The sequence below is a fragment of the Flavobacterium sp. UBA5153 genome (assembly GCA_002413745.1).
Lineage (GTDB): Bacteria > Bacteroidota > Bacteroidia > Flavobacteriales > Flavobacteriaceae > Flavobacterium.
Window position 1 is genome coordinate 1 of the sequence record DHXP01000057.1, and the last position, 25,739, is coordinate 25,739.

27 protein-coding genes are annotated in these 25,739 nt (G+C 35.6%); 7 read left to right on the forward strand and 20 right to left on the reverse strand.

Annotation, left to right across the window (positions count from 1 at the left end; translation table 11 throughout):
- Positions 1-216: 216 nt before the first annotated feature.
- From B2145_RS10815 to B2145_RS10830, 4 genes are read right to left on the reverse strand one after another with little or no spacing between them, the layout of a single operon-like run.
- Positions 217-762 carry a YceI family protein gene (locus B2145_RS10815; RefSeq protein WP_291102096.1) on the reverse strand — a complete coding sequence of 182 codons (546 nt, stop codon included), beginning with the start codon at positions 760-762 and terminating at the stop codon, positions 217-219.
- 14 nt (positions 763-776) lie between these two features.
- Positions 777-1,115 carry a hypothetical protein gene (locus B2145_RS10820; RefSeq protein ID WP_291102098.1) on the reverse strand — a complete coding sequence of 113 codons (339 nt, stop codon included), beginning with the start codon at positions 1,113-1,115 and terminating at the stop codon, positions 777-779.
- 18 nt (positions 1,116-1,133) lie between these two features.
- Positions 1,134-1,997, reverse strand: coding sequence for a DUF5777 family beta-barrel protein (locus tag B2145_RS10825; protein WP_291102100.1), 864 nt, complete (start codon positions 1,995-1,997; stop codon positions 1,134-1,136).
- Positions 1,998-2,037: 40 nt separating this feature from the next.
- Complete coding sequence (locus tag B2145_RS10830) at positions 2,038-2,430, reverse strand: OB-fold protein (RefSeq protein WP_291102102.1); 393 nt, start codon at positions 2,428-2,430, stop codon at positions 2,038-2,040.
- A gap of 456 nt (positions 2,431-2,886) precedes the next feature.
- Here B2145_RS10830 and B2145_RS10835 point away from each other — a divergent pair, with 456 nt between their 5' ends.
- Positions 2,887-3,561 (forward strand): hypothetical protein, encoded by a 675-nt coding sequence (locus tag B2145_RS10835; protein WP_291102104.1) that lies wholly within the window; start codon positions 2,887-2,889, stop codon positions 3,559-3,561.
- A gap of 231 nt (positions 3,562-3,792) precedes the next feature.
- Entirely contained in the window at positions 3,793-4,257 is a 465-nt protein-coding gene (locus B2145_RS10840; protein ID WP_291102106.1) for a hypothetical protein, read from the forward strand.
- Positions 4,258-4,330: 73 nt separating this feature from the next.
- Here B2145_RS10840 and B2145_RS10845 read toward each other — a convergent pair whose 3' ends face one another.
- Positions 4,331-6,583 carry a B12-binding domain-containing radical SAM protein gene (locus B2145_RS10845; RefSeq protein WP_291102252.1) on the reverse strand — a complete coding sequence of 751 codons (2,253 nt, stop codon included), beginning with the start codon at positions 6,581-6,583 and terminating at the stop codon, positions 4,331-4,333.
- A 112-nt stretch (positions 6,584-6,695) separates the two neighbouring features.
- On the opposite strand from B2145_RS10845, the gene B2145_RS10850 reads away from it, so the two are divergent.
- Together B2145_RS10850 and B2145_RS10855 are read left to right on the forward strand one after the other, a co-directional pair.
- Complete coding sequence (locus tag B2145_RS10850) at positions 6,696-10,667, forward strand: type ISP restriction/modification enzyme (protein WP_291102107.1); 3,972 nt, start codon at positions 6,696-6,698, stop codon at positions 10,665-10,667.
- Between the two features lie 5 nt (positions 10,668-10,672).
- Complete coding sequence (locus B2145_RS10855) at positions 10,673-11,302, forward strand: hypothetical protein (RefSeq protein WP_291102108.1); 630 nt, start codon at positions 10,673-10,675, stop codon at positions 11,300-11,302.
- Between the two features lie 36 nt (positions 11,303-11,338).
- On the opposite strand, the gene B2145_RS10860 is transcribed toward B2145_RS10855, so the two are convergent.
- A complete protein-coding gene (locus tag B2145_RS10860) occupies positions 11,339-12,622 on the reverse strand; it encodes an MFS transporter (protein WP_291102109.1) in 1,284 nt (427 codons plus the stop codon).
- Between the two features lie 103 nt (positions 12,623-12,725).
- Between B2145_RS10860 and bshC the strand changes: the two genes are divergently transcribed.
- From bshC to B2145_RS10875, 3 genes are all read left to right on the forward strand, one after another.
- Positions 12,726-14,351 carry a bacillithiol biosynthesis cysteine-adding enzyme BshC gene (gene bshC / locus B2145_RS10865; protein WP_291102110.1) on the forward strand — a complete coding sequence of 542 codons (1,626 nt, stop codon included), beginning with the start codon at positions 12,726-12,728 and terminating at the stop codon, positions 14,349-14,351.
- Positions 14,352-14,410: 59 nt separating this feature from the next.
- A complete protein-coding gene (locus tag B2145_RS10870; RefSeq protein ID WP_291102112.1) occupies positions 14,411-15,682 on the forward strand; it encodes an acyltransferase family protein in 1,272 nt (423 codons plus the stop codon).
- A gap of 109 nt (positions 15,683-15,791) precedes the next feature.
- A complete protein-coding gene (locus tag B2145_RS10875) occupies positions 15,792-16,211 on the forward strand; it encodes a nucleoside-diphosphate kinase (protein ID WP_291102114.1) in 420 nt (139 codons plus the stop codon).
- 132 nt (positions 16,212-16,343) lie between these two features.
- Here B2145_RS10875 and B2145_RS10880 read toward each other — a convergent pair whose 3' ends face one another.
- The 14 genes from B2145_RS10880 to B2145_RS10945 all read right to left on the reverse strand — a co-directional run bounded on the left by B2145_RS10880 (position 16,344) and on the right by B2145_RS10945 (position 25,641).
- Complete coding sequence (locus B2145_RS10880; RefSeq protein ID WP_291102115.1) at positions 16,344-16,640, reverse strand: DUF721 domain-containing protein; 297 nt, start codon at positions 16,638-16,640, stop codon at positions 16,344-16,346.
- Positions 16,621-17,064 (reverse strand): lipocalin family protein, encoded by a 444-nt coding sequence (locus B2145_RS10885; RefSeq protein WP_291102118.1) that lies wholly within the window; start codon positions 17,062-17,064, stop codon positions 16,621-16,623. The genes B2145_RS10880 and B2145_RS10885 overlap by 20 nt, the downstream gene beginning before the upstream one ends.
- 188 nt (positions 17,065-17,252) lie before the next feature.
- Positions 17,253-18,209 (reverse strand): signal recognition particle-docking protein FtsY, encoded by a 957-nt coding sequence (gene ftsY, locus B2145_RS10890; protein ID WP_291102120.1) that lies wholly within the window; start codon positions 18,207-18,209, stop codon positions 17,253-17,255.
- Positions 18,210-18,334: 125 nt separating this feature from the next.
- A complete protein-coding gene (locus B2145_RS10895; protein ID WP_082014152.1) occupies positions 18,335-18,487 on the reverse strand; it encodes a DUF4295 domain-containing protein in 153 nt (50 codons plus the stop codon).
- Positions 18,488-18,496: 9 nt separating this feature from the next.
- On the reverse strand, positions 18,497-18,679 hold the full coding sequence (rpmG, locus tag B2145_RS10900) for a 50S ribosomal protein L33 (protein ID WP_017495179.1): 183 nt from the start codon (positions 18,677-18,679) through the stop codon (positions 18,497-18,499).
- 28 nt (positions 18,680-18,707) lie between these two features.
- Positions 18,708-18,944: a 50S ribosomal protein L28 gene (gene rpmB, locus B2145_RS10905; protein ID WP_291102131.1), complete on the reverse strand. Its 237-nt coding sequence runs from the start codon at positions 18,942-18,944 to the stop codon at positions 18,708-18,710.
- Positions 18,945-19,015: 71 nt separating this feature from the next.
- Positions 19,016-20,269 (reverse strand): competence/damage-inducible protein A, encoded by a 1,254-nt coding sequence (locus tag B2145_RS10910; protein WP_291102133.1) that lies wholly within the window; start codon positions 20,267-20,269, stop codon positions 19,016-19,018.
- Between the two features lie 128 nt (positions 20,270-20,397).
- A complete protein-coding gene (locus B2145_RS10915; RefSeq protein WP_291102134.1) occupies positions 20,398-20,742 on the reverse strand; it encodes an Hpt domain-containing protein in 345 nt (114 codons plus the stop codon).
- The gene (locus B2145_RS10920; RefSeq protein WP_291102135.1) at positions 20,742-21,353 is read right to left on the reverse strand and encodes a fumarylacetoacetate hydrolase family protein; all 612 of its coding nucleotides are present in this window, start codon (positions 21,351-21,353) and stop codon (positions 20,742-20,744) included. The genes B2145_RS10915 and B2145_RS10920 overlap by 1 nt, the downstream gene beginning before the upstream one ends.
- 16 nt (positions 21,354-21,369) lie before the next feature.
- Positions 21,370-22,146 (reverse strand): 3'-5' exonuclease, encoded by a 777-nt coding sequence (locus tag B2145_RS10925; RefSeq protein ID WP_291102136.1) that lies wholly within the window; start codon positions 22,144-22,146, stop codon positions 21,370-21,372.
- A 305-nt stretch (positions 22,147-22,451) separates the two neighbouring features.
- Positions 22,452-23,750, reverse strand: coding sequence for a dihydrolipoamide acetyltransferase family protein (locus tag B2145_RS10930; protein WP_291102137.1), 1,299 nt, complete (start codon positions 23,748-23,750; stop codon positions 22,452-22,454).
- Positions 23,751-23,956: 206 nt separating this feature from the next.
- Positions 23,957-25,105: a glycosyltransferase family 2 protein gene (locus tag B2145_RS10935; protein WP_291102138.1), complete on the reverse strand. Its 1,149-nt coding sequence runs from the start codon at positions 25,103-25,105 to the stop codon at positions 23,957-23,959.
- Positions 25,106-25,108: 3 nt separating this feature from the next.
- Positions 25,109-25,399: a type II toxin-antitoxin system RelE/ParE family toxin gene (locus B2145_RS10940; protein WP_291102139.1), complete on the reverse strand. Its 291-nt coding sequence runs from the start codon at positions 25,397-25,399 to the stop codon at positions 25,109-25,111.
- Entirely contained in the window at positions 25,396-25,641 is a 246-nt protein-coding gene (locus B2145_RS10945; protein WP_291102140.1) for a hypothetical protein, read from the reverse strand. The genes B2145_RS10940 and B2145_RS10945 overlap by 4 nt, the downstream gene beginning before the upstream one ends.
- Between the last annotated feature and the right edge of the window lie 98 nt (positions 25,642-25,739).

The following is a 25,739-nucleotide window of genomic DNA, read 5'->3' on the forward strand; positions in this document are numbered from 1 at the left end:
GCAAAATTTATGCTAGAAAACGATAACAATACCGGTAGTTATTTCAAATTAGTCCAATAAAAAGGGAACTAAATGAAATATACAGCGGCATTATACCAGAACGATTGGACTAAAACATATTAACCAATGGTATCATTTCTGAAAAAACATTCGAAAACGCAAAGAAGCTCCAAATGCCATAATTATTTGGAGCTTCGTTGTATATCTATAAAATTTTTATTTCGCCTCAAGAACAAAATTGATTGAAACTTTAGCATTCTCGGCAATTTTGCCTTTTACTAAATTTGGAATTTCAATATTATAATCTTGTGGTTTAACTAAAATCAGGCTTTTTGCTGAAATTTTCCCGGCATTCAACGAAAGTGATATTTTAGTTTTAATCTTTTTGGTCTCACCGTGTATTGTCAAATCGCCTTCTAAATCAAATTCTGATGGTTTAGATGATAATTTTTTGGCATCAAAATTCGAGATTTTACCTTTGAAAGTTGATTTAGGAAATTTGGAAGACTCCATATAATTCTCATTAAAATGTTCTTCCATCAAAGGCGACTTGAACTTGAATGCTTTTATCAGTGCCAATGCCACGAAATCTCCAGTTGCCTCGTCAAGAATACAAGAAACGGTACTGTTTGTTCCAGCAATTTCCTCAAAAGCGGGCATGGAAGCTTCAAACTTTATTTCACCTGAGCGGGTCATCATTTTTTGTGAAAAAATTACGTTTCCTACCAAAAAAAACATCGCTAAAATTATTCCTTTTTTCATTTTATCTTATTTTATTAATTTATATATCCGTTAGAAGACCATAATTGAATCATATCAATTGTTCCTTGTGACATTTTTCCATTAGTAGGCATAACTGAACCACAAGTACCGTTAATTTTACACAATAGATTACCATTTTGGGCGGCCTCTTTTACTTGAGCATAGTTTCCCAAGTCGGGAAATTGGGAACCACCGGAATGACAACCTGAGCAGTTTGCCTTTATCACTGGCCCAACATTTATAGTATAGGTAGGGTTTGTGCTTGGTATTGAAATTTGATCATAAGTTGTGGATTCGCAAGAAACGACAAATGCAGCACTGATAAGCATTAGAAATATTTTTATTCTTTTCATAATTATTCTTTTTGATTTTTAAAAAACTCTATACATATTAAATCCAAAATAGAGACTGCCTCCATTCCAGTTTCCCGAAGCATTCGAAAATACCGCGACATCATTCATCGGTTGGCTATTGGATACCACCAATTGAAAGACGTGTCCACCAGTTTCAATATCCAAACCTACAGAAAGCGGATTGTGATAAGGAGATACAAAACCTTCAATTAATATCATTCGTGCTGCATATTCTAAATTCACGCTCATCCTTTTAGATAATTTATATCTTGTACCGGCACCCACAAAATATTGATCTTTTTGTTCAAATGATCCTTCATATAAATTTTTGTGAACATAGACACCTGCAGCTTCAAAAGAAAATGATTCTGAAAATTTTCTGGACATAAGCAATTGTGAGGTATAAGCCAATCTATCGGTGAATTTCAAATTCGGATATATTGTGTTTTTTAATGCGCTATTAATATCCATAGTATTATATCCTACAATTGTTACCGGAAAACCGCTTTCCACCTGGTTTGCAAACTTGTATTTTGCGGTTAACTCATATATTTTATTATAAGTCTGTCTTGATGCACCAAATGATAACCAATTAGTTGCTCCGTATATTCCACCCACTTTAGTCAAAGCATTATCCATCCCAAAAAAGTTGTCAAATCCTTTGGTCAAATCACCAAAACGGTGTGAAACCACCATATACCACTCGCCTTGAGCCGGCAATTTTGTCGATTGCATATTACAAATCTGTAATCCTTTGAAAGCCGCCGTTTCTATTTGTTTATCATTAGATTTTTGGGCATCCAGTTGATTTAATAAGTCGTCCTGTGCAGAGGCGTAGCCAATCGTAAAAAACACAAGCATAAAAGATAAAAAGTTTTTCATTCTCATTTAATTTAATTTAATTATTAATTTTTAGCTAAATTTAAGAAGCCTTAAAACATTGGTCTAGTTTTAATTCGCCCATTAAATCATCATAACCTACGACTCTTCCTTTTAAAGTTACAATTTGATTTTTTTGGATTGTAGCGTCAAAATTTTTCAAATTACAAACAATAGAATTATCTATAATAACTTCGGTGCCGGTTATTTTGGTAATAGTTCCCTTTATGGCAATTGCTTTTTCGAGATATTTTTTATTTGACGCTTCTATATTGGCTGCAAATTCATTTGCAATGCTTTTTGAAGAAACGGTAAAAGCTGTTTCTTCCGTTGATAAATTCCTTGCACCACCATACATGACATAATTAAATCCTGTAAAGGCTATTATTCCAATTACAACAATTGAAAAAGTGATTGTTTTAAACTTTTTGTTCATAATTATAATTTATTAAGATTTTATTAAACACTCCGTTTTAATCTCTAAAAAAACAAATCGACATCAATATTTATTTCTTTAGTAATTAAAACATCCATGAGTGAAATTACCCTACCCTAAATTGATAATATATATAAAAAAAAACGAATTAAATAAGTAAAATATTCAGGTTGAATCTATTATAAAAATAAAAAAAATAGGACTTTAGGGGATATAAATAATTTATGCCAAAAACAATTTCTTCAATACAAAATGTAGGCTGAGGTCTATATAGAAAAAATAATTTAAAAAATAAAGTAGGGTAATTCTATTCTTGGATGTTTTAGCTAAACAACCACAAACTGTTTATTTTAACAATTGAGTCATTGGAATATAAATTAAACAGGTCAAAAAAGAGCTCCTTAATTATCCACTAAAAAATAAGTAAAAACAATTAAAAACCAAATTTAAACAATTATGAAACTTAAACTTACAACAACCTTTTCAGCCATTGTACTTCTTGTCCTTATGCAATCTTGTACCGTACCGAACCCTTATGAACCAATAAATAATGGTACTGCTACAAATGGCACTACAAATAGCACAACTAATAGCGGCACTACAAACAGTAATGTAGAGAAAGAAAATGATGATAATGGAACTACTACCGGAACTACCACTGGGACTGGAACAACTTCTGGCGGAACAACTACTGGAACTGGCACGACTACCGGAACTACAACTGGAGGAATTGTACTTGGTGGAAATTCAAGTACAACTGGTGGAAATATAAGCCATAATATGGGACAAAATTGTATGAATTGTCATAATCCTGGTGGTGCTGGTTCTGGAAAAGGGGTTTGGCAAGTGGGTGGAACAGCATACAACAGTTCAGCTGGAACAACTACAGCCCCTAATGTTGTTATCAAGTTTTATACGGGTCCAAATGGAACGGGAACATTAAAATACACTCTTAACGCTGATTCTAGGGGAAATTTTTACAGCGTAGGACCTGTTGATTTTACGGGCGGTTTGTATCCTGCAGTTGTAGGAGCTACCACAACAAAATATATGGGTTCCACTATCACAAATGGAGCCTGTAACAGTTGCCACACAGGAGGAACTTCCACAGCAAGAGTATGGACGAATTAACAAATTAAAAGCATTCGGGGGGAAATAAATAATTTCGGTACCTGATTATAAACTTCCTACTGAACATAGCCTATTATTTATTGAAAATAGAAAAACAAATAATAGGCTTTAATCATACCAAATAATGCAATTAGAATTTTAAATTTTAGAAATAAAAATCAAAAAATGTGGAGACTGAAATCCATTATAAATAAAAAAAATAGAAAATATAAACAGTATACAATCTAAAACATGAAACTAAAACTAATTACACCATTTGCAGCGGCCATACTTCTAGTTTTTATGCAGTCTTGCACAACCGAGAGCGAATATGGGTCAATAAGTAACAGCACAACGGGGAGCAGTAACAGTCATAATATGGGGCAGAATTGCATGAATTGTCACACACCGGGCGGAGGTGAAGCTCCCGTGTGGAAAGTAGCCGGAACAGTTTATAATGGGACATTTACAAATACCAATTCCAATGCAACCGTAAAGCTTTATACTGGACCAAATGGAACCGGAACATTAAAATACACCCTTAATGTTGATACCAAAGGAAACTTCTATACCTCCTCAAACATTGATTTTACAGGTGGTTTGTACCCTTCTGTCACGGGAAGTACTTCAACAAATTCTATGTCAACCCCAATTGCAGCCGGGGCTTGCAACAGTTGCCACGATGGCATTTCAAGAAGTAGAATATGGATTAATTAGCATAAAAAATTCATTTTATAATTAAATTTACCGCATTATTCATTGAAAAAGAGCAATGAATAATGCGTTTTTTTTATAATACCAACAATCCAAAATTCCTCAAAGTATTCACGGGTTTGGAATACCAAAACAATTCAAAATCCTCCAAATTCCTTTCAAAATCAGCCTTAATTTCTTGAAAAGTACAGGTTTTAGCATTAGAAATCGAAATCTTTTCGAGCATTTCCACCAGCCATTCTCCTTCTTTTTTGCCCGTTTGAATAACGAAACTTTCTTTTTTGTCGTGAAAAGTCAAAGCCATCATTTCCCAGGAATTTCCTTTTTTTGATTTCGTGAAATGTTCCTGAGACGGCTTTCCTCCTAGCCAAACAATTTTGGCAGTCGGTTTTATATTAAAATCTTCCTCTTGCTCTAAAGCGTTGGAAATAAAATCAGGTTGTATTTTTGTCTTCGGAATTTTGAAGTCGAACCAATCCTGCAACTCATAGTCAAAGCAAATGCCGTGCATAAAATTGAACAAGGATTTCTTTAATCCAAAACTGAATTTATTATGGTCGATTCCAGATTTGTCAACATAATTGATGTCGTTATTGGCAAAAGTTCCAAGGATTTCGGTTTCCTTCACGACACCAAACTTTTCTGGATGCATTCCCACCGGACTGTGTGTTGTCATAGCAAATTGATGCCAAAAACCCGACTGCAAAACACCAACCTCGAACAATTGGCGCACCATTTCGAGACTGTCCACCGTTTCCTGAACCGTTTGTGTTGGAAAACCATACATCAAATAGGAATGCACCATAATTCCAGCTTCAGTGAAATTTCGAGTCACTTTCGCCACTTGTTCTACCGTCACGCCTTTGTCGATCAGTTTCAACAATCTGTCCGAAGCCACTTCGAGCCCTCCAGAAACGGCGATACAACCAGAAGCCTTGAGCAACAAACACAAATCTCCAGAAAAACTTTTCTCGAAGCGAATGTTTGTCCACCAAGTCACGACCAATTTTCTGCGAAGTATTTCCAGTGCCAAAGCGCGCATCAATGTTGGTGGTGCGGCTTCATCCACAAAATGGAAGCCGTTTTCGCCCGTTTGCAAAATCATTTCTTCCATTCGATCGCATAATAAACCGGCGGCAATAGGCTCGTACACTTTGATATAATCTAATGAAATATCGCAAAAAGTACATTTTCCCCAATAGCAACCGTGCGCCATCGTGAGTTTATTCCATCGGCCGTCGCTCCACATTCGATGCATTGGATTCACGATTTCGATAACCGAAATGTATTTATCCAATGGCAAATCTGAATAATCCGGCGTGCCCACTTCGGATTGTTTGTAGTCTCCGCGTGTGGAATTATTTTTGTAAACCACTTTGCCGTTTTCGAGGAGAAAAGTTCTTTTGAATTTTGGTTCTTGAGTTTGTTCGGAATCAGAAGATGAGATTCCTCCTTCGTCGGAATGACAAACTGCTTCAAAAAGCAATTCCACAGGCAATTCGCCATCATCCAATGTAATAAAATCGAAAAACTCAAAAACTCTTTTGTCCGAAAGCGAACGCAATTCGGTATTGGGAAAACCGCCTCCCATCGAAATCTTGATGTCTGGGTGATGTTTTCGTACCCATTGCGCCGAACGAAAAGCACTGTATAAATTTCCCGGAAAAGGAACGGAAATCAAAAATAATTCGGGTTGAATCGTCTCGATTCTTTCTTTCAAAATAGAAATTAAAATTTCATCAATATAAGTGGGTTTTTCTTGCAAGGCTTCATATAATTCGTCGAAAGAATTGGCACTTCTACCCAAACGTTCGGCATAGCGACTGAAACCAAAATTCGAATCGACACATTCTACGATAAAGTCAGAAATATCTTCGAGGTATAAAGTCGACAAATGTTTGGCTTTATCCTGCGTTCCCATTGTTCCGAAAGCCCAATCCATCCCGATAGCTATCGGGACTTCTAATTGAGAAAACCGAGAAGCTTCCGGCAAGAAGTCTTCCTGACAAATTTGCAATGCAAGGGTTGGATTTTTTCCTTGGAGAAACGCAATAACCGAATCTATGGTTTTGGTATATTCGTCTTGTAGAGCGAGGATTCTTTTGGAATTATCCGAAACTTCTAAAACTTCAAATTTTGAACTTTGAACTTGAAACAAATCTTCTAAACCTTGCTTCGAAAACAATTTCAAAATCACTTCGATACCCAAATCCGCCTGAACGGATTCGATGTTTTTGGTGTTCAGAAACCCCTTGATATAAACCGTTGCCGGATACGGAGTATTCAGTTGGGTAAAAGGTGGCGTGATAAGAAATACTTGGGTTTTCAAGATGAATGATTTGTGCAAAAGTAAGGTATTTTAGAAAAGAATTAGATTCATCATCGAACCTTTTCAATATTTAGGAATATAATTACTACTTTTAAATTCTCAAAAAAAAGCAATGACTATTCCTGAATACCTCTCCAAAATAAACACGCTTTATATTACAGGCAATGCAAGAGAACACTCCTATCGTGGCGATTTGCAAAACCTTATTATGGCCATTTTACCTGATATACTAGTTACCAACGAACCTGCAAGAGTAGATTGTGGTGCGCCAGATTATGTCTTGACACGCAAGGATGTGCCTGTGGGTTATATCGAAGCCAAAGATATTGGAGTGGATTTAGCAGACAAAAAACTAAAGGAACAATTTGACCGTTACAAATCGGGATTGTCAAATTTGGTGTTCACCGATTATATGGATTTTCATTTCTATAAAGATGGTGTGTTGACCACCAAAATTTCCATTGCCAAAATAGAATTCCCCTCCTCTGGAGGGGTGTCCGAAGGACGGGGTGGTCAAATAGTTCCCATTCCCGAAAATTTTGAGCAGTTTATACAATTGATAAAAAACTTTGCCCAAACGATTTCACAAACTATCAAATCGCCTACCAAATTAGCCCAAATGATGGCAGGAAAAGCAAAGTTGATGGCAGATGTTATCGAAAAATCCTTGACCAATGACGACCAAGAAGGCAAACGTTCCCAGATAAAATCGCAAATGTTGTCGTTTCAACAAATGCTTATTCACGATATAGACAATAAAGCTTTTGCTGATATTTATGCCCAAACCATTGCTTACGGAATGTTTGCAGCTCGCTATCACGACCCTACTTTACCCACTTTTTCCCGAATGGAAGCGGCCGAATTGATTCCGAAATCGAATCCATTTCTTCGAAAATTATTTCAGGACATTGCTGGTTTTGACCTCGACATTCGTTTAACTTGGATTGTAGATGAACTCGTTAACATTTTTCTAGCTAGTGATGTGGCTACGATTATGAAAAATTTTGGGCGAAGTACCAAACAAGAAGATCCTGTGGTGCATTTTTATGAAACCTTTTTGGGCGAATACAATCCTGCTTTGCGAAAAGCTCGTGGGGTTTGGTACACGCCGCAACCTGTGGTGAACTTTATTGTTCGTGCAGTGGACGATATTTTGAAAACCGAATTCGATTTGCCACAAGGATTGGCGGATACGAGCAAAATAAAAATTAAGAAAAAAGCCGTTACCCAAACTGGTAAAGGAGCCAACTCGAAAATAAAAGAAGTGGAAACCGAGGTGGAAGTACACAAAGTACAAATCTTGGATCCTGCCACGGGAACAGGAACATTTTTGGCCGAAGTGGTAAAACACATTCACAAAAAATTTGAAGGACAGCAAGGCATTTGGAGCAAATATGTAACCAAAGATTTGATTCCTCGCCTGAATGGTTTTGAATTATTGATGGCGAGTTATGCAATGGCTCACCTTAAAATGGATATGCTCCTGACCGAAACAGGTTATAAACCTACAGACGACCAACGTTTTCGTATTTTTCTGACCAACTCGCTCGAAGAAGCGCATCCAGACACGGCAACGCTTTTCAGTTCTTGGCTCTCAGACGAAGCCGACCAAGCCAATGCTGTAAAACGCGATGCACCGGTTATGGTCGTGATGGGGAATCCGCCGTATAGTGTGAGCAGTAGCAACAAAAGTGAATGGATTCAAAATTTAATTAAAGATTACAAAAAAGATTTAAACGAAAGAAAAATTAATCTTGATGATGATTACATCAAATTTACACGCTACGGCCAGCATTTTATTGACAAAAATGGTAGCGGAATTTTAGCCTATATTTCGAACAATAGTTTTATTGATGGTATTACGCATCGCCAAATGCGTAAAAATTTATTAGAAAGTTTCGACAAAATTTACATTCTCGATTTACACGGAAATGCCAAGAAAAAAGAAGTGTCTCCCGATGGTTCACCAGACCAAAATGTATTCGATATAATGCAAGGCGTTTCCATTAATATATTTGTCAAAACTGGGAGAAAATTCCCCTCCAAATTCCCCTCCTCTGGAGGGGTGTCCGCAGGACGGGGTGGTCAATTAGCCGAAGTTTTTCATCACGATTTACAAGGGAAAAGAGATTTTAAGTATGATTTTTTGAGTGAGAATTCCATAAAATCTTTTAAATGGAATAAGTTAGAATATAAAGAACCTTATTACTTTTTTGTTCCAAAAAACTTTGATTTAAATTTAGAGTATAAAAAAGGATTTAAAGTTGATAATTTGTTTCGATTAAATTCAAATGGAATAGAAACAAAATGCGATTCATTATCTATACATTTCAACAAACAAGGCTTAGAGGAAGTTATTTCCGATTTTAAAAACGAAACTGTAAATACATTAAAAAATAAATACAAATCTAAAGAAGATTCAAGCGGTTGGAACTTTGAAAATGCAAAACAAAGTATTATTTCAGATATTTTCTTTAATCAAAAGATACAATATAGACCCTTTGACAACAGAGAAACTATAATTACAAAAAATTCAGGCGGATTTATTGGTCGTTCAAGATTTGATGTAATGAAACATTTCCTAAATTCCAATATTGGACTTATTATACCACGACAAACAACTCAAGATTATAGACATAGTTTTATTACTAATAAAATCATTGATGGAAATATTACAGCAAGTGCAAAATTATTTGGAAGTGGCTGTGTGTTTCCACTTTACCTTTACCCTGAAACCACTGCCCAACAATCCCTATTAAAGTCCACCCCGCCCGTTGGGCACCCCTCCGAAGGAGGGGAATTTACAGCAGGAGTCAAAGGAGGGGAATTTAGAACACCCAATCTCAACCCTGAAATTGTAAAACAAATTGCTGAAGCTTTGGGTTTGACTTTTACTAACGAAAAAGAAACAGAAGGAGAAGTTTGTTTTGCTAATAGTGAGGATGTGCGACCAGAGTTTAGGCAAAGCTTTGCTCCCATTGATTTGCTCGATTATATCTATGCGGTCTTGCATTCGCCCAATTATAGAGAGAAATACAAGGAATTCTTGAAGATAGATTTTCCACGTGTGCCGTTTCCTTGTAAAGATGCGATTAATCGCGTCTGTACGAAAGAAGAAATTGCCAATTTCTGGAATTTGGTAGCATTAGGTGGCGAATTACGCCAAATCCATTTGCTGGAAAGCCCAATTGTTGAGAACTACATCACGCAATATCCCGAAGATGGCGATAATGTGGTGGTAAAACCACATTTCGTCAAAAACCCAATTTCAAATTCTGTAGTATCGAGCGAAAATTCCCCTCCTCCGGAGGGGTGTCCGCAGGACGGGGTGGTTTCTAATATCGCATCCCAAAACTCAGTCCTTCCAGATACCACAATAAAATCTACCCCAATATTCTTCAACCCAATTTTAGAATTACCCTATAATATAAAACTAAAAACGAGAGCAAGAGAATTGCGACAAGCCGAGAATTTATCAGAAGTTTTATTTTGGATGCAAGTAACAAAAAATCAGTTTTACAAAATAGATTTTGATAGGCAGCGAATCATTGGCAACTACATTGTAGATTTTTATGTAAAAAAACTGGGACTGGTCATCGAAATTGATGGTTCAAGCCACGACACCAAAGAAGAATATGACAAAGTGAGAAAAGAATACTTACTGTCATTAGGATTAAAAGTGTACAGAATACCAGTTGTGGAAGTACTGCAAAATATGAAAGGCGTGATGAGAAATTTGGAGGAATTTATAATTGAAAAATATAGTGACCCAAATGGAAGTTGTCTTGAAGATAAAAAACCACCCCGCCCGTTGGGCACCCCTCCAATGGAGGGGAATTTACAGCAGTTGTCGAAGGTGGAAAATATTGGACGAGTGCACATCAACGAAACACAATATTTTGCGAACGTTCCTGAAGTGGCTTGGAACTTCTATATTGGCGGGTATCAACCTGCGCAAAAATGGCTCAAAGACCGCAAAGGCAGAGAATTGAGCTATGAAGATATTTTGCATTATCAAAAAATCATCGTGGCTTTGAGTGAAACGGATAGAATTATGAAAGAGATTGATAAAATAGAAATTTAATAAAAATGACATTCCCAAAAGAATTTAAAGAAGCAATCCAAAATTTGCCAAGTGCAGAGAAAGACAAACTAATTTTTAGATTGTTAAAACACGATTTGGATTTAGCAAACCGATTGCATTTTGAATTGGTAAATACAGAAACCGTAGAAGAAAGAAGAAGCGCTATACAAAAAGAAGTCACAAAAGCTGTAACCAGAATGAGTGACAGATTTTACTCTTTGGGCTATCTACTGATGGACATACGCGATTTGAGTGGTACTATTAGTGAACACGTTCGTATCACGAAAGACAAATTTGGCGAAGCAAGTTTGAATATTCAAATGCTTAACAAAGTATTAAAAACAAACAAAATACGTTTAGAAAATTCAAAAACAAATGATACATATAAGATTAACATATATGTCATTGCAAGAGCATTTAAAATCTTGTTACTGGTAAATTCACTTCACGAAGATTATTTAATGGAGTTTAAAGAAAGTTTAAACGAGTTAGGAACACGCATTTCGCAAAATTCGTCATTAATGAAAACAGCCATAAATAACGGTTTAGATGTAAACTGGCTATTAGAAGGTGAAATTCCAGAAAATATTATTGCTATTCATAAAGAAATAAGAAGCAATGGTTTTCTTAAATAAATCGAAGCGATATTTCGAGGAATTAAACCTAAAATATCAAAATTGATGTTCCTTTTTACTAATCACCAAAAGCGACACAAAAGTCAGCACTGCGGCAGCCGATAAATAAAAACCAACATAGGTAAGTCCATAATTCTTGGCAATCCATATAGCGATTATCGGTGCAAAAGCCGCACCTATTATTCCCGCAAAATTAAATGTGAGTGAAGCTCCCGAATAACGCACTTCCGTTGGAAAAAGTTCCGAAAGAAAAGTGCCTAATGGTCCGTAAGTCAAACCCATCAACGTCATTCCCAAACATAGAAAAATCGTGATTAATGTCGTATTTCCTGAACCAAGCAGCAAAGAAAAAAACAATCCAAAAATGGCAATGGCAATAGAAATTATGATTAACACCACTCTTCGACCAAATTTGTCGGCTAAAACCGCCGAAATCGGAATCGATATTCCAAAGAATAATACTGAAAAAAGCTGCATAATTAGGAAATCACGCCTTGTGTAACCCAAATCAGTTGTTGCCCAACTCAAGGTAAATACCGTCATTAAATAAAAGGTCAAGAAAGTCGTAACTGCAGCCAGCGTTCCAAAAATGAGTTCACGACGGTAGGACTTTAACAAGGTTACCAAAGGAATTCGCACCCGTTTTTTGGTCTCTAAAGAAGCAAGAAAAGAGGGGGTTTCTGTAATTTTCAAACGAATATAAAATCCAATTACCACTAAAGCTGCGCTTGCAATAAAAGGGATTCTCCATCCGTAATTGAAGAATTGTTCGTTAGTCAATGTGTCGCTCAACAAAAGAAAAGTTCCTCCGGAAAGTAACAACCCAATTGGCGCACCAAGTTGGGGAAACATTCCGTACCAAGCACGTTTTCCAGGAGGTGCGTTTTCGATTGCCAATAAAACGGCACCACCCCATTCGCCTCCAAGTCCCAATCCTTGACCAAACCTAAAAAACATCAATAATAAAGGCGCAGCAATGCCAATGTTGGCATAAGTGGGAAGAAATCCAATAGCAACGGTAGAAATTCCCATTGTTAATAAGGCGACAACCAAGGTGGTTTTTCGTCCAATTTTATCACCATAATGTCCAAAAACGGCAGAACCAATGGGACGGGCAAAAAAAGCAATTGAAAAAGTTGCAAGTGATTCTATTATGGAAACAGTAGGATTGGATCCCGGAAAAAATAATTTCGGAAAAACTAAAACGGCAGCATTGGCATAAATATAGAAATCAAAAAACTCTATTGTGGTACCTATTAAACTGCCAAAAAGCACGTGTTTTAATGAATTGACTTTATTTGGACTGGAATTTACTTTCATATATAGAATTAAAATATTTCCATAAAAATGACACTAATTTTCGAAAGTAACAAATATTTAGTTCCGATAATTTTTGGTACTTTTACTCCAAATAAATTCTCCTATGCCAACTGACTCTATCAACTATAAAAATTCTGGATATTTTTCTACTTTGATGAATGATTATTTAGACCAAAAACCCAATTTACAGTCCCTTTACAATCGGTTTGCAAGTCTTGAAAACTTTGAAGGACAGATTCTGGAAAAACAAAAGAATTTCAATGACAATGGCAATTTCAATGACAATAAAAGAAATGTTTTAGTTTCGGTTTTGCAAAAACAATACGCTACCGTTGAAACTTCGGCTTTGACAAAACAAAACATTGAAGCTTTAGAAAACTCAAATACATTCACTGTCACGACAGGTCATCAATTGAATTTATTTACCGGGCCCTTGTATTTTTTGTACAAAATAATTTCGACTATCAATTTAACCAAGCAATTAAAAACTCAATATCCTGATTACAACTTCGTCCCTATTTATTGGATGGCAACCGAAGACCACGATTTTGAAGAAATCAATTATTTCAATTTCAAAGGTCGAAAGTTTCGCTGGAACAAGGAAAGCACCGGACCAGTTGGAAGATTATCCACCGAGGGATTGGCTGACTTTTTTAAAGTTTTCGAACTTGAACTAGGTTCCGGCACGAATGCCTATACCATAAAAAAATCGTTTCAAGAAGCCTATATCAACCATTCTAATTTAGCTGATGCGACACGCCATTTGGCAAATGAGCTTTTTGGAGCTTATGGTTTAGTCATCCTTGATGCCGACAATCAAGAATTTAAACGAACTTTTATTCCTTTTATGAAGGAAGAATTAATTCATCAAACTTCACATAAACTGGTGCTTGAAACCACCAAAAAGCTAAAAAACTATACCATTCAAGTCAATCCCCGTGAAATTAATTTGTTTTACTTGGAAGATAATTTGCGGGAACGCATCATTCTTGATCCCGATAGCAATCGGGAGGAAAAATACAAAGTAAACAACACCAAAATTGAATTTTCGGAAAGCGAAATACTTTCTTTATTGGAAAATCATCCCGAAAAATTCAGTCCCAACGTGATTATGCGTCCGTTATACCAAGAAGTGATTTTGCCCAATTTATGTTATATTGGCGGAGGCGGGGAAATCGCCTATTGGCTGGAACTGAAATCTTTTTTTGACACGGTAAAAGTCACTTTTCCAATACTTTTACTTCGAAATTCCGCTTTATTGGCGACCGAGAAACAAGCCAAGAAAGCAGATAAATTAGGATTAAGTTGGAAGGCTTTATTTTCAAAACAAGGCGATTTATTGAATGAAAAAATAAAAATTTTATCCGAATTTCCAATCGATTTTACGCCACAAAAAGAACACCTTCGGAAACAATTCGAAGCACTTTTTGAAATGGCAAAAAAAACTGACAAATCCTTTGTTGGAGCCGTAAAAGCTCAGGAAACTAAACAGATAAAAGGCTTGGAAAATCTTGAAAAACGTTTACTTAAAGCACAAAAACATAAACATTCCGCTGAATTAAATCGAATTATTGACTTGCAAAATGACCTGTTCCCAAACCAAAGTTTACAGGAACGCCAAACCAATTTTTCAGAATTTTATCTAGAATATGGAGAAGATTTAATCCCAATATTAATAAACCAACTTAAGCCATTACAGACTAATTTTAACATAATAATACTCACTTAAAAAAGAAAAACAAATAACCTATTTTCCTAAACTTTATTAACCAAAAAAACCAAAAAACAATGATTAAAGAACGTTTGATTTCACTCGATGTATTCAGGGGATTTACCATTTTGTTGATGACTATTGTCAATAATCCGGGAAGCCCGAAGTCGATTTATTCGCCATTGGAACACGCTTCCTGGAACGGTTGCACTCCAACTGATTTGGTTTTTCCTTTCTTTATTTTTATAATGGGGGCTGCTATTTCCTTTGCAATGCCAACCAAAAAGTTAGATAGCGCAACTTTCAACAAAATAGTCGTTCGTTCCCTGCGCATATTTTGTTTGGGATTATTCTTGAATTTTTTTAACAAAATAGAAGTTTTTGGTCTGGAAGGAATTCCATTATTATTGGTTCGATTGGCAATAACATTTGCAGTAGCTTATGCCCTTTTGGGCAACTTTAGTCCAAAAGTAAAAATGTACTTGGTCGCGATAATTATCGCCATTTTATTCTTTCTGGCTTATAGCGGCATTAAAGATTACCAAGAAGTTAGAATACCAGGAGTTCTTCAGCGAATTGGAATCGTTTACTTATTTGTCGCCATTTTATACACTAAAACCACCCAGAAAACCCAAGTTCTTACTGCCATAGGACTACTGTTATTCTATTGGGGATTAATGACATTGATACCAGTTCCGGGAATTGGAACAGCCAACTTTGAAAAAGGAACCAATTTGGCATCCTGGCTCGATGGTGTTTTACTAGATGGGCATATGTGGACTTTTACAAAAACCTGGGATCCGGAAGGTTTCTTGAGCACGATTCCAGCAATTGCTTCGGGAATAATTGGATTGCTTGTTGGTCAATTGTTAAATCGCCCATTGCCAAAAATGGAAATCGTCAAAAAAATGATTCTTATAGGTGTGTCGATTACAGTTGTGGGCATTATCTGGAGCACCGCATTTCCTATAAACAAATCGATATGGACCAGTTCTTACGTATTATTTACTTCCGGATTGGCGACACTTAGCCTGACCTTTTTATATTATGTAATTGAAATTGCCAATTATAAAAAATGGACGAAATTCTTTTTAATTTGGGGGGTTAATCCAATGTTTGTTTTCTTCTTTTCACCAATAATTTCTTGGGTGTTGGCCGCCATTAAAATTCAGAACCCTCAAATTGCCAGCAAACAAATCAATGTTCAAAGTTATTTTTACAATTTTTGGGTTGTTCCAACTTTTAATAATCCATTGGATGCGTCATTGGCTTTTGCATTGTCCTACGCCCTATTATGGTCTTTCATTTTATGGATATTGTACAAAAACAAACTTGTTTTTAAGGTATAAATTTTAGAAATAACGGTATTAATACCGAATAAACCCTTTTTAGCGCCGATTTATTGAAATAAATTCATAAAAAAGTTTATTTTTGCACAAAATTTTAAAAAACAAAAAAATGGCTACAAATAGAACTTTTACGATGATTAAACCTGATGGAGTCGAAAACGGACACATCGGTAATATATTGGCAATGATTACAAATGGTGGTTTCAAAATTGTTTCATTGAAACTAACCCAATTGACCGTTGCAGATGCACAAGCATTTTATGCTGTTCACGCTGCAAGACCTTTTTATGGTGAATTGGTAGAATTTATGACACGTGGTCCTATTGTTGCCGCAATTTTAGAAAAAGACAATGCCGTTGAAGATTTCAGAACTTTGATTGGAGCCACAAATCCTGCCGAAGCTGCAGAAGGTACCATTCGTAAAGCGTATGCCACTTCCATTGGCGAAAATGCTGTTCACGGTTCGGACAGTGACGAAAATGCAGCTATTGAAGGCGCGTTCCATTTCGCAGGACGTGAGCAGTTCTAATTAGTATTCAGTAATCAGCTTTCAGTATTCAGAAAAGGGAAAGCAGATAACACTCATAAAAAAATCCCATTTACTAGCTAAATGGGATTTTTTTATTTGCAAACTGAATACTGAGACTGAACACTAAAAAAGTTATCTCAAAACAACATCCTTGACAACATCGCGACGCAATTCCTCATTAATCATTGCGACAATTTTGGTCTTCCCATGGCTTAATTCCTCACGCAAAACTGCCGAACTAAGCTCTACATATAGGGTACTTCCTTTCAAAACCACGTTTTTGGTGTAATGATTCACGCCATTTCCCATAAGTTGTTTCCAAGCTTCCTTGACGTCGATTTGATCCATTCCGGGTTGAAGTTTGTTGACTTGGATTATTTGCTTCAAAACATCGCCAACGGTACTTTGATTATTTAGTCTTTTTGCCATCGCCCAGAATATTTATTGGTGTTGCTTTCTTGTAATGATATTCCTTGTTCTCGGCATTTTTAAAGACTAATTTATCCTTGGAAACAGCAATCAATTCCTCAGTCCATTTTGCATAAGGTGTTGAATAATCCAGCAATACTTTATCCTTTTCGAAACGCACTTTTATATTTTCATATGTATCATTTACGATAAAAGTGCCGTCCAATTGCGGCATTACTTTCTTTCGGAAACCGGTATTATTCTTGCCAATTTGGAAATAATCATAACTCTGGTTTATGGTATAATCCTTGTCTTTTCCTTGGTCAAAAACCACTTTTTCGATTTCCCAATAGCCGTTAATTTTGGATATATCCGAGGGGGTTATCTTTTGCTGACAAGAGATAAAAAGAAATGAAACAAATAAAAATTTAAGTGTGTTTTTCATTTTGCTACTTATTTTTTCTGCTTTTGAGAAACCCAAAAATAAAAAAACCTGCTCCAAAAACGAGTAAAAATCCATATAAGAAATCACTTTTATCCCTAAATAAATTCGCTAAAACAAACGAAATAACGCTCAATAAATAAAGAAAAATTGGGCTGATATTTTTGAAAGAAGAAAAATCCATTAGGCTATTATTTAAAAAAACTATCTACAAATTCATATTTATTAAAAACCTGTAAATCCTCGATTCCTTCACCTACTCCAATGTATTTCACGGGAATTTTAAATTGGTCAGAAATCCCGATGACAACACCACCTTTAGCAGTTCCGTCGAGTTTTGTGACTGCAAGCGATGTCACTTCGGTGGCTACGGTAAATTGTTTGGCTTGCTCAAAGGCATTTTGTCCGGTTGAACCGTCAAGAACCAATAGCACGTCGTGAGGCGCATCGCCAACTACTTTTTGCATCACGCGTTTTACTTTTGTCAACTCGTTCATCAAGTTGATTTTATTGTGCAAACGACCGGCTGTATCAATGATGACGATGTCGGCATTTTGGGCAACAGCGGATTGCAAAGTGTCAAAAGCCACTGATGCCGGATCGCTTCCCATATTTTGTTTTATCAACGGAACTCCCACTCTATCTGCCCAAACTTGTAATTGGTCAATCGCCGCTGCACGAAAAGTATCAGCCGCACCAAGAACTACTTTATATCCTTGTTTTTTGAATTGGTATGCCAGTTTTCCAATGGTAGTGGTCTTTCCAACACCGTTTACGCCAACAACCATCAAAACATAAGGTTTTTTTGTATTTATTGGGATTATAAATTCGGTAGCTTCGCCGGAATTGGTTTCGGAGAGCAAACCTGCGATTTCCTCCCGAAGAATTTGATTGAGTTCATCCGTTCCAAGGAATTTATCTTCGGAAACGCGTTTTTCGATTCGGGTGATGATTTTTAAGGTGGTGTTGACTCCAACGTCGGAGGAAACAAGAATTTCTTCCAAGTTGTCCAATACCTCATCATCTACCTTTGATTTACCGGCAACAGCCTTGGTTAACTTTGAAAAGAAAGTTGTTTTTGATTTTTCTAGACCTTTGTCTAAAGTTTCCTTTTTCTCTGAAGAAAATATTTTTTTAAAAAAACTCATTTTATAAATAGTATTAAGAAAAAGAAATAGCTCAAAAAACTAATATAATTTTCTAACGGTAAATATAGAAAATAAAAAAGCTACTTCCGAATGAAAGTAGCTTTTCTATATAATGTAATTGTTAATTATTTCTTTTTCAAGAACTCATCAACTGCTTCAGGAGTCATAATAGATTCTACGAATGTATATGCGCCAGTTTTTGGAGATTTCACCATTTTGATGGCTTTTGATAATCTCTTAGAAGATGTTTGTAACGATGCTACTGTTTTCTTTGCCATGACTAATAATTATTTAATTTCTTTATGAACAGTTACACGTTTCAAGATTGGATTAAATTTTTTAATCTCTAATCTGTCCGGAGTATTTTTTTTGTTCTTTGTTGTTATGTATCTTGAAGTTCCCGCAACACCTGATGTTTTGTGTTCAGTACATTCTAAAATTACCTGGATTCTATTCCCTTTCTTTGCCATCTTGCTATTTATTTATTTTGGAAAAAGATTATTTAATAAATCCTTCTGACTTAGCTTTTTTCAAAACTGCAGCGATTCCATTTTTGTTAATTGTTTTTATCGTAGATGCTGCTACTCTTAGAGTAATCCATCTATCTTCTTCTGGAAGATAAAAACGCTTTTTAACTAAGTTTACAGAAAATTTTCTCTTAGTTTTATTCATAGCGTGAGAAACGTTATTTCCTACCATCGCTCTTTTACCTGTAAGGTCACAAACTCTTGACATTATTCTTATCTTTTATCGTTATTCAAAATCAGGGTGCAAAGAAAAGAAAAATAAACGGATGAAGCAAAAAATTAAAGCACATTTTTCAAAATTTCTTTCCGCAACATTTCCATACTCTTAATCACGGTTCTATCTATCACTTTTTCACGGGGTTGACCAAAATTAAATTCTTCGACAATTACATTATTTGGCGTAGCCAATGCAATAAAAACAGTTCCAACCTCGGCATTTGAGTCTCCTTTCGTCGGACCGGCATTTCCAGTCGTGGCAATGGCGTAATCCGTTTTCATTGTGTTTTTTACGTTGGTTGCCATCTGTTTCGCAACTTCGGCGCTTACCACGGAATGCTCTTTTATCAAATTTTCAGAAATTCCCAAAACGGATATTTTGGTTTCGGTTGCATACGAAACAATGCCTCCTTTAAAATATTTTGAAGCACCTGAAACCGATGTCAGAACCTGGGCAATTTTTCCGCCGGTGCAACTTTCGGCAGTCGAAATGGTTTTCTTTTGTTGTTTCAAAAGGTGTCCCACGACAGTTTCAAGGGTTTCATCATCGTCAAAGCCCACAATAATATCGCCTATTATTTTCGTCAGGGAAATCACATTTTCCTCGATGGATTTCTCCAAGAATTCTTTATCGATTCCTCTTGCCGAAAGGCGCAAACGCACGCTTCCGGGATTTGGCAAATAAGCTAATTTGATAAATTCCGGTAAATTATCTTCCCATTTTTCGATACGTTCCGAAACCAAGCTTTCGCCTTGACCGTAAGTAAGTATTGTTTTATGAAGAATGTAAGGCCGCTTGTATTCTCGAACAACTTTGGGAATGATTTCGTTTTCGACCAAATATTTCATTTCAAAAGGGACTCCCGGAAGTGAAACAAATACGGTATTTTCTTTTTTCATCCACATCCCCGGCGCCGTCCCCACTTGATTGTGAAGTACGGTACATTTTGACGGCACCAATGCTTGGTCTTTATTTATTTGCGTGATAGTTCGCTTGTAAAACCCTTCGATTAGTTGGGTGACATGGCTTAAAACATCGTGGTCAACAATCAGTTCGTCCTCAAAATAATCACAAAAAGTCTGCTTGGTAACATCGTCCTTTGTTGGTCCAAGTCCCCCTGTAATTAGGACTAGATCAACCGCGTTTTGAAGTTTTTTAAAGGTATCCAGAATGTGTTGCTTGTTATCGCTAATGGAAATCATTTCGTGAATTTCAACACCAATTCTGTCTAGTGATTTGGCAATAAAAGCGGAGTTCGTATCGACAATTTGTCCTATTAAAATTTCATCACCTATAGTAATTATGGTTGCTTTCATTTTTTAATTTAAGGTTTGGGAACTTAATTTAGGAATTCATCATGAAATTAATCCCGAAGTATCGGAACATTAATCAAACTTCAAAAAGTTCTAAAATTTAGACAGTAAAAAGGAATCGAAAAGTTTCTCTACAAATCAAAATCTTTCTTTAATTCCTTGATCGCATCGTTTACTTGGTTGTTTATACTCTTAAATATTTCTTTTATTTCTTTCTTTTTGCCTTCGGCTTTTGTCCAAGCTTCGACTTGAAGAATTTCTTCGAAAGCAATATTTAAACCAAGCAAATCAAGAGATGGTTTTATTTTATGTGCATAAGCATAAGCATGTTTATGGTCTTTCTTTTTTATTCCCTCTTTGATTTCTAATAAATCTTCCGGAATTTCCGTAACAAATAACGTAAGGATTTGATTAACAAATTCTGAATCGTTATCTGAAAGCGCGTGCACTTTTGCTAAGTTGTAATGTAATGCCATTATTTTATCTCTATTCTAAATAATTTATTTCCTTCTAAAAATCCTTCCAGAACATCTTCTGGCTTCACAACCGCAACTCCTTCTGGAGTTCCCGTAAAAATAATATCACCTATTTTTAAAGTGAAATATCGAGAAACAAAAGAAATTAGTTCATCAATCTTCCACAACATGTGACTGGTATTGCCTTTTTGGACTGTCAAATTATTGTTGGTCAATTCAAATGTAATGTTTTCCAATGAATTAAATTGTTTTTTGGGCAAAAATTCTCCAATTACCGCCGAGCCGTCAAAAGCCTTCGCTTTTTCCCACGGCAATCCTTTCGCTTTTAATTGATTCTGTACATCCCGAGCCGTAAAGTCTATTCCCACGCTGATTTCATCATAATATTTATGGGCAAACTTGGCATCAATATGTTTTCCAACTTTGCTTATTTTTACAATAATTTCGATTTCATGATGGATATCCTGTGAAAATTCCGGAATCACAAAAGGATGTTGTTTTAATAAAACTGCCGAGTCGGGTTTCATAAAAATAACAGGTTCTGTTGGTCGTTCGTTGTGTAGTTCTGCTATATGCTTGACATAATTTCTACCGATGCAGATGATTTTCATTTTTTTTATTCTAAGATTAACTCAATTTGGTGTTTAATTTTCTCAGTTTGATTGCCGTTAAAACTTTCTTTGTATATAAAGGAAAATCAGCGTTTTGCATCCAACTAAAATAACCCGGTTCAGTTTCTAAAATTCTATCTACTTTTACTCCTTTGTGTTTTCCAAAGGCGAAAATTTCATCGCCATCATCATCAAAAGCAATCATTCCTGCAAAATCGGCGATTTTTTTTCTGGTGGTGAATTCGGATAGCGATTTCATGTCATTTTCCAATTCGGGATAACGATCTAATTGCGCTTTCATAATTTCGTAAGTCGCCATCGTATCGGCTTCGGCAGAATGCGCATTTTCGATTTTTTTGTTACAATAAAATTTCAAAGCTGCGCTTAATGTCCTTTCTTCTTTTTTATGAAAAATGGTTTGCACATCAACTGAAACTCGGTTTTTCATGTCAAAATCCACTCCAGCACGGAGCATTTCTTCGGCCAACAATGGAATATCAAAACGATCGGAATTATACCCAGCTAAATCGGAATCTTTAATCATGTTGTAAACCTGTGAAGCCAGTTCCTTAAATGTTGGTTCGTTGGCTACTTTTTCATCGCTAATTCCATGAATGGCGGTTGATTGTGGAGGAATTGGAATAGTTGGATTAACCAGCCAAGTTTTACTTTCTTTGTTTCCGTTAGGAAAAACTTTGAAGACAGATATTTCAACAATTCGATCTTTGGCGACATCAATTCCTGTAGTTTCTAAGTCAAAAAAGCAAATTGGTTTATTAAGTTTGAGTTCCATTTATAAATTTTAAAAGACAAATATATAATTTTGAAGTTACCGTTTGTCGATTATTAAAAAACTTTTGGGCAAAAATAAAAAAATCCGACAAGTTTAGAAAAACAGTCGGATTTATTTTTTTTTATGCTTGTCCATTATGTTATCTAAATATATTTTTTTCTGCCACAGATTCCACAGATTATCACAGATTTCTTAACAATTATCTCAAAAGAATCTTTTAAATCCTTTAATCTATGGCAAAAAAAAAAGCTAATTTTTATTTTAGGTATTATCGGGACAAACCTTTTTTAAAAGTATATCAACGATTAGAAATCTCTATCTACATCAAATGCTTCAAGATATTCGGCAACACGTTTTACAAAACTTCCTCCCAATGCACCGTCAACAACACGATGGTCATAGCTGTGCGACAAGAACATTTTTTGGCGAATGCCTATAAAATCACCTTCCGGAGTTTCGATGACTGCAGGCACTTTTCTAATGACCCCAAGTGCTAAAATCCCCACTTGTGGTTGATTGATGATTGGCGTTCCAAAAACGCTTCCAAAAGTCCCCACATTCGTAACCGTATAGGTTCCGCCTTGTGTATCGTCTGGTTTTAATTTTCCTGTTTTGGCTCGGTTGCCAAGGTCGTTCACAGCTTTTGCCATTCCTACCAAGTTCAGTTGATCCGCATTTTTGATAACCGGAACAATCAGGTTTCCGTTGGGTAATGACGCTGCCATTCCAAGGTTTATATTTTTCTTTTTGATGATGAAATCGCCATCGACAGCAATATTCATCATCGGAAAATCTTTCAACGCTTTGGCAACAGCCTCCATAAAAATAGGAGTATAAGTCAATTTTTCGCCTTCTCTCTTTTCGAAAGCAGTTTTAACTTTTTCTCTCCATTTTACAATATTGGTCACGTCAACTTCGATGAATGATTGTACGTGCGCCGCTGTTTGCACCGATGCCACCATATAACCGGAAATCAGCTTGCGCATTCTGTCCATTTCGATGATTTCGTCGCCTCCGTTTGTAGAAACTGCTGTTGGTTTTTGGGTGATTGGCGCTGGTTTAGAAACAACTGGCTCTTGACTTTTGGATTTCGACTCAATTTTTCTATCAGCGACAAATTTTAAAATATCTTCTTTCGTTACTCTTCCGTCTTTTCCGGAACCCGAAATATTTTCTAGTTCCCCGACAGAAATACCTTCTTCCTTGGCAATATTTTTTACCAATGGAGAAAAGAATTTTTCAGAATCCGAGAAATTATTTGGAGTAGCAAGAGTTTCTTTAGCAACCTCAACACTTTTTTCAATTGCCGCAACTTCAACCGGAACAACAACTTCTTGTTTTACATTTTGCGAAACCGAATTTCCTTCCGTTTCGATAATGGCAATGGTCTGGCCTACTTGAACCAAATCGTCTTTACCAAACAATTGTTCAACTAAAATACCCGAAACCTCACTTGGCACTTCGCTATCGACTTTGTCAGTTGCGATTTCGAGAACGGCCTCATCGACTTCGATTTTGTCGCCAACTTGTTTCAACCAATTTGTAATGGTTGCTTCTGCAACGCTTTCTCCCATTTTTGGAAGTTTTAATTCAAATCTTGCCATATTGTTAACTTAAAAGGTGGTTTTGGTTTTCTGGTTGCAAAATTAATAAAATAAACACGAATTTAGCTCACTAATCATATATTTTTTATAGGAGTTCACTGATTTTCAATTCACGAATTTTCACGAATTTTAGTTTCTGCCAAAATTTCACAAATTCGCAAATTTTTTAAATCTGAAATCAAAAATCAAAAATCAAAAATCGTTAATCATAAATCTAAAATCTTGACAACTTCGCCCCTATCAAAGCTACTGTTGCTACCAATCATAAAGTCAGATAGTTTGGGAATAATTTTAAAATAAAATCCCTTGTTCTTATTTGCTTCGAAAGCTTCAATTATGGTCTTGAAATCGAGATGATTTTGGTCGAAAATCATTTCAATGTTGGAATTTTTCGAAAACGATTGAGATAAATCTTGGCATTTTACTGGTTTTCGAAATTGATTTTCCAATTTTTCTCTCAAAATTTCATTTTCGGAAACCAATGCATAATTATCTGGTTTTGAAATTTGTCTTGGTTTTCCTTGAAATAGTTTTACCAATGAGAAAAATACAATTCCCATTTTCATAAAAATCGAAAATAAAAAAGAAACCCGAAAATGCTTTTTATAGAAGAAATTCATTGCCTCCTGAAAACGCTTCCTATACATTCCGTCCTTAATCGTGCTTTCTCCCTTGTAATGGACAATTGTAGTTTCGTGGAAATAATAGTTCGATTTTCCTTTTTTCAAAACCCTATACGACAAATCAATATCGTCAGAATACATAAAGCAATTTTCGTCAAAACCGCCAATTTCATTGTATAAATCTCGTTTCATCACCATAAAAGCACCAACAAGAATATCGACCTTTCCTGTTTCATTTTCTGATAAATGTTCGGCATAATATTTCCCGAATGTTCTCGATTTAGGAAAAAATCTATACAAACCTGCAATTTTGGCAAACGCTACCCAAGGCGTTGGAATCCCGCGTTTGCTTTCGGGCAGGAAATTTCCGGTTCCGTCGATGAGTTTCACGCCAACAATCCCCAAGTCTTTTTGCTTTTTGGCGAAAGCCAACACTTTCGTAAAAGTATCTTCGGCAACAATAGTATCTGGATTTAGGATGCAAATGTATTCGCCTTTTGCTTGGCTTACGCCAATATTATTGCCTTTTGGAAAACCTGAATTTTCCTTGTTTTCGATGAGTTTCACGTTCGGGAAACGTTGTTTCATCATCGCGCAACTGTCGTCAGTGGAATTATTGTCGACCACAATAATTTCGCCGTCAATGCCATTTAAAGCGCTTTCGACGCTCAAAACACATTGCTCCAAAAAATAGCGAACGTTGTAATTGAGGATGATGATGGACAGTTCCAAGGTTTACTTTTTAAGTTTTTTGGGATTTTGCTTTGTATTGAAAACTCTTAAAATCACAATGTTTTCTTCTTCAATAGAATAAACAATTTTAAAACTCCAAACAACTGCATATCTGATGTTTTCAGAATTGAATGAACGCTCTTTAGGATATTTATAAGGAAATATTTCTAATGAAATAACTAAATCACAAATTGAATTGAATACTAATAATGCGTTTTGGGGACTTTCTTTTTCAATAAACTTAAAAATCAAAGCTAAGTCTTTTGAAGCACTTTTTTGCCAAAGAATTCTCATTTACCTAAAATTTGTTTCCTTACCTCTTCTGTAGAATACGTTTCTAATTTGCCTTCACGAAACAATTGTAAGCTTTCATTTATATCATTAACATAATCCTTCTCGTAAATTGGCTGACCATCAACTTCATATCCTACAATATGTTCTTTTTCTATAAGTTGAGCAATTTTTTTAAGTAATTTAAGATCTGATAAATCTAAAATTCTTTGAGCAAGATCAATTTTTAAAGTTTCAGCATTCATAATTTAAATAAAATTAATTATTCAAATTTACGCTATTTATTTGAATGTTTAAAATCACAAACTATATTTATCAATAAGCTCCGATTACTTCACTTAAT

Bases quoted from the DNA above. Each gene is read 5' to 3' on its own strand.
- B2145_RS10815 (WP_291102096.1), bottom strand. From the start codon at position 762: ATGAAAAAAGGAATAATTTTAGCGATGTTTTTTTTGGTAGGAAACGTA.
- B2145_RS10820 (WP_291102098.1), bottom strand. From the start codon at position 1,115: ATGAAAAGAATAAAAATATTTCTAATGCTTATCAGTGCTGCATTTGTC.
- B2145_RS10825 (WP_291102100.1), bottom strand. From the start codon at position 1,997: ATGAAAAACTTTTTATCTTTTATGCTTGTGTTTTTTACGATTGGCTAC.
- B2145_RS10830 (WP_291102102.1), bottom strand. From the start codon at position 2,430: ATGAACAAAAAGTTTAAAACAATCACTTTTTCAATTGTTGTAATTGGA.
- B2145_RS10835 (WP_291102104.1), top strand. From the start codon at position 2,887: ATGAAACTTAAACTTACAACAACCTTTTCAGCCATTGTACTTCTTGTC.
- B2145_RS10840 (WP_291102106.1), top strand. From the start codon at position 3,793: ATGAAACTAAAACTAATTACACCATTTGCAGCGGCCATACTTCTAGTT.
- B2145_RS10850 (WP_291102107.1), top strand. From the start codon at position 6,696: ATGACTATTCCTGAATACCTCTCCAAAATAAACACGCTTTATATTACA.
- B2145_RS10855 (WP_291102108.1), top strand. From the start codon at position 10,673: ATGACATTCCCAAAAGAATTTAAAGAAGCAATCCAAAATTTGCCAAGT.
- B2145_RS10860 (WP_291102109.1), bottom strand. From the start codon at position 12,622: ATGAAAGTAAATTCCAGTCCAAATAAAGTCAATTCATTAAAACACGTG.
- bshC (WP_291102110.1), top strand. From the start codon at position 12,726: ATGCCAACTGACTCTATCAACTATAAAAATTCTGGATATTTTTCTACT.
- B2145_RS10870 (WP_291102112.1), top strand. From the start codon at position 14,411: ATGATTAAAGAACGTTTGATTTCACTCGATGTATTCAGGGGATTTACC.
- B2145_RS10875 (WP_291102114.1), top strand. From the start codon at position 15,792: ATGGCTACAAATAGAACTTTTACGATGATTAAACCTGATGGAGTCGAA.
- B2145_RS10880 (WP_291102115.1), bottom strand. From the start codon at position 16,640: ATGGCAAAAAGACTAAATAATCAAAGTACCGTTGGCGATGTTTTGAAG.
- B2145_RS10885 (WP_291102118.1), bottom strand. From the start codon at position 17,064: ATGAAAAACACACTTAAATTTTTATTTGTTTCATTTCTTTTTATCTCT.
- ftsY (WP_291102120.1), bottom strand. From the start codon at position 18,209: ATGAGTTTTTTTAAAAAAATATTTTCTTCAGAGAAAAAGGAAACTTTA.
- B2145_RS10895 (WP_082014152.1), bottom strand. From the start codon at position 18,487: ATGGCAAAGAAAACAGTAGCATCGTTACAAACATCTTCTAAGAGATTA.
- rpmG (WP_017495179.1), bottom strand. From the start codon at position 18,679: ATGGCAAAGAAAGGGAATAGAATCCAGGTAATTTTAGAATGTACTGAA.
- rpmB (WP_291102131.1), bottom strand. From the start codon at position 18,944: ATGTCAAGAGTTTGTGACCTTACAGGTAAAAGAGCGATGGTAGGAAAT.
- B2145_RS10910 (WP_291102133.1), bottom strand. From the start codon at position 20,269: ATGAAAGCAACCATAATTACTATAGGTGATGAAATTTTAATAGGACAA.
- B2145_RS10915 (WP_291102134.1), bottom strand. From the start codon at position 20,742: ATGGCATTACATTACAACTTAGCAAAAGTGCACGCGCTTTCAGATAAC.
- B2145_RS10920 (WP_291102135.1), bottom strand. From the start codon at position 21,353: ATGAAAATCATCTGCATCGGTAGAAATTATGTCAAGCATATAGCAGAA.
- B2145_RS10925 (WP_291102136.1), bottom strand. From the start codon at position 22,146: ATGGAACTCAAACTTAATAAACCAATTTGCTTTTTTGACTTAGAAACT.
- B2145_RS10930 (WP_291102137.1), bottom strand. From the start codon at position 23,750: ATGGCAAGATTTGAATTAAAACTTCCAAAAATGGGAGAAAGCGTTGCA.
- B2145_RS10940 (WP_291102139.1), bottom strand. From the start codon at position 25,399: ATGAGAATTCTTTGGCAAAAAAGTGCTTCAAAAGACTTAGCTTTGATT.
- B2145_RS10945 (WP_291102140.1), bottom strand. From the start codon at position 25,641: ATGAATGCTGAAACTTTAAAAATTGATCTTGCTCAAAGAATTTTAGAT.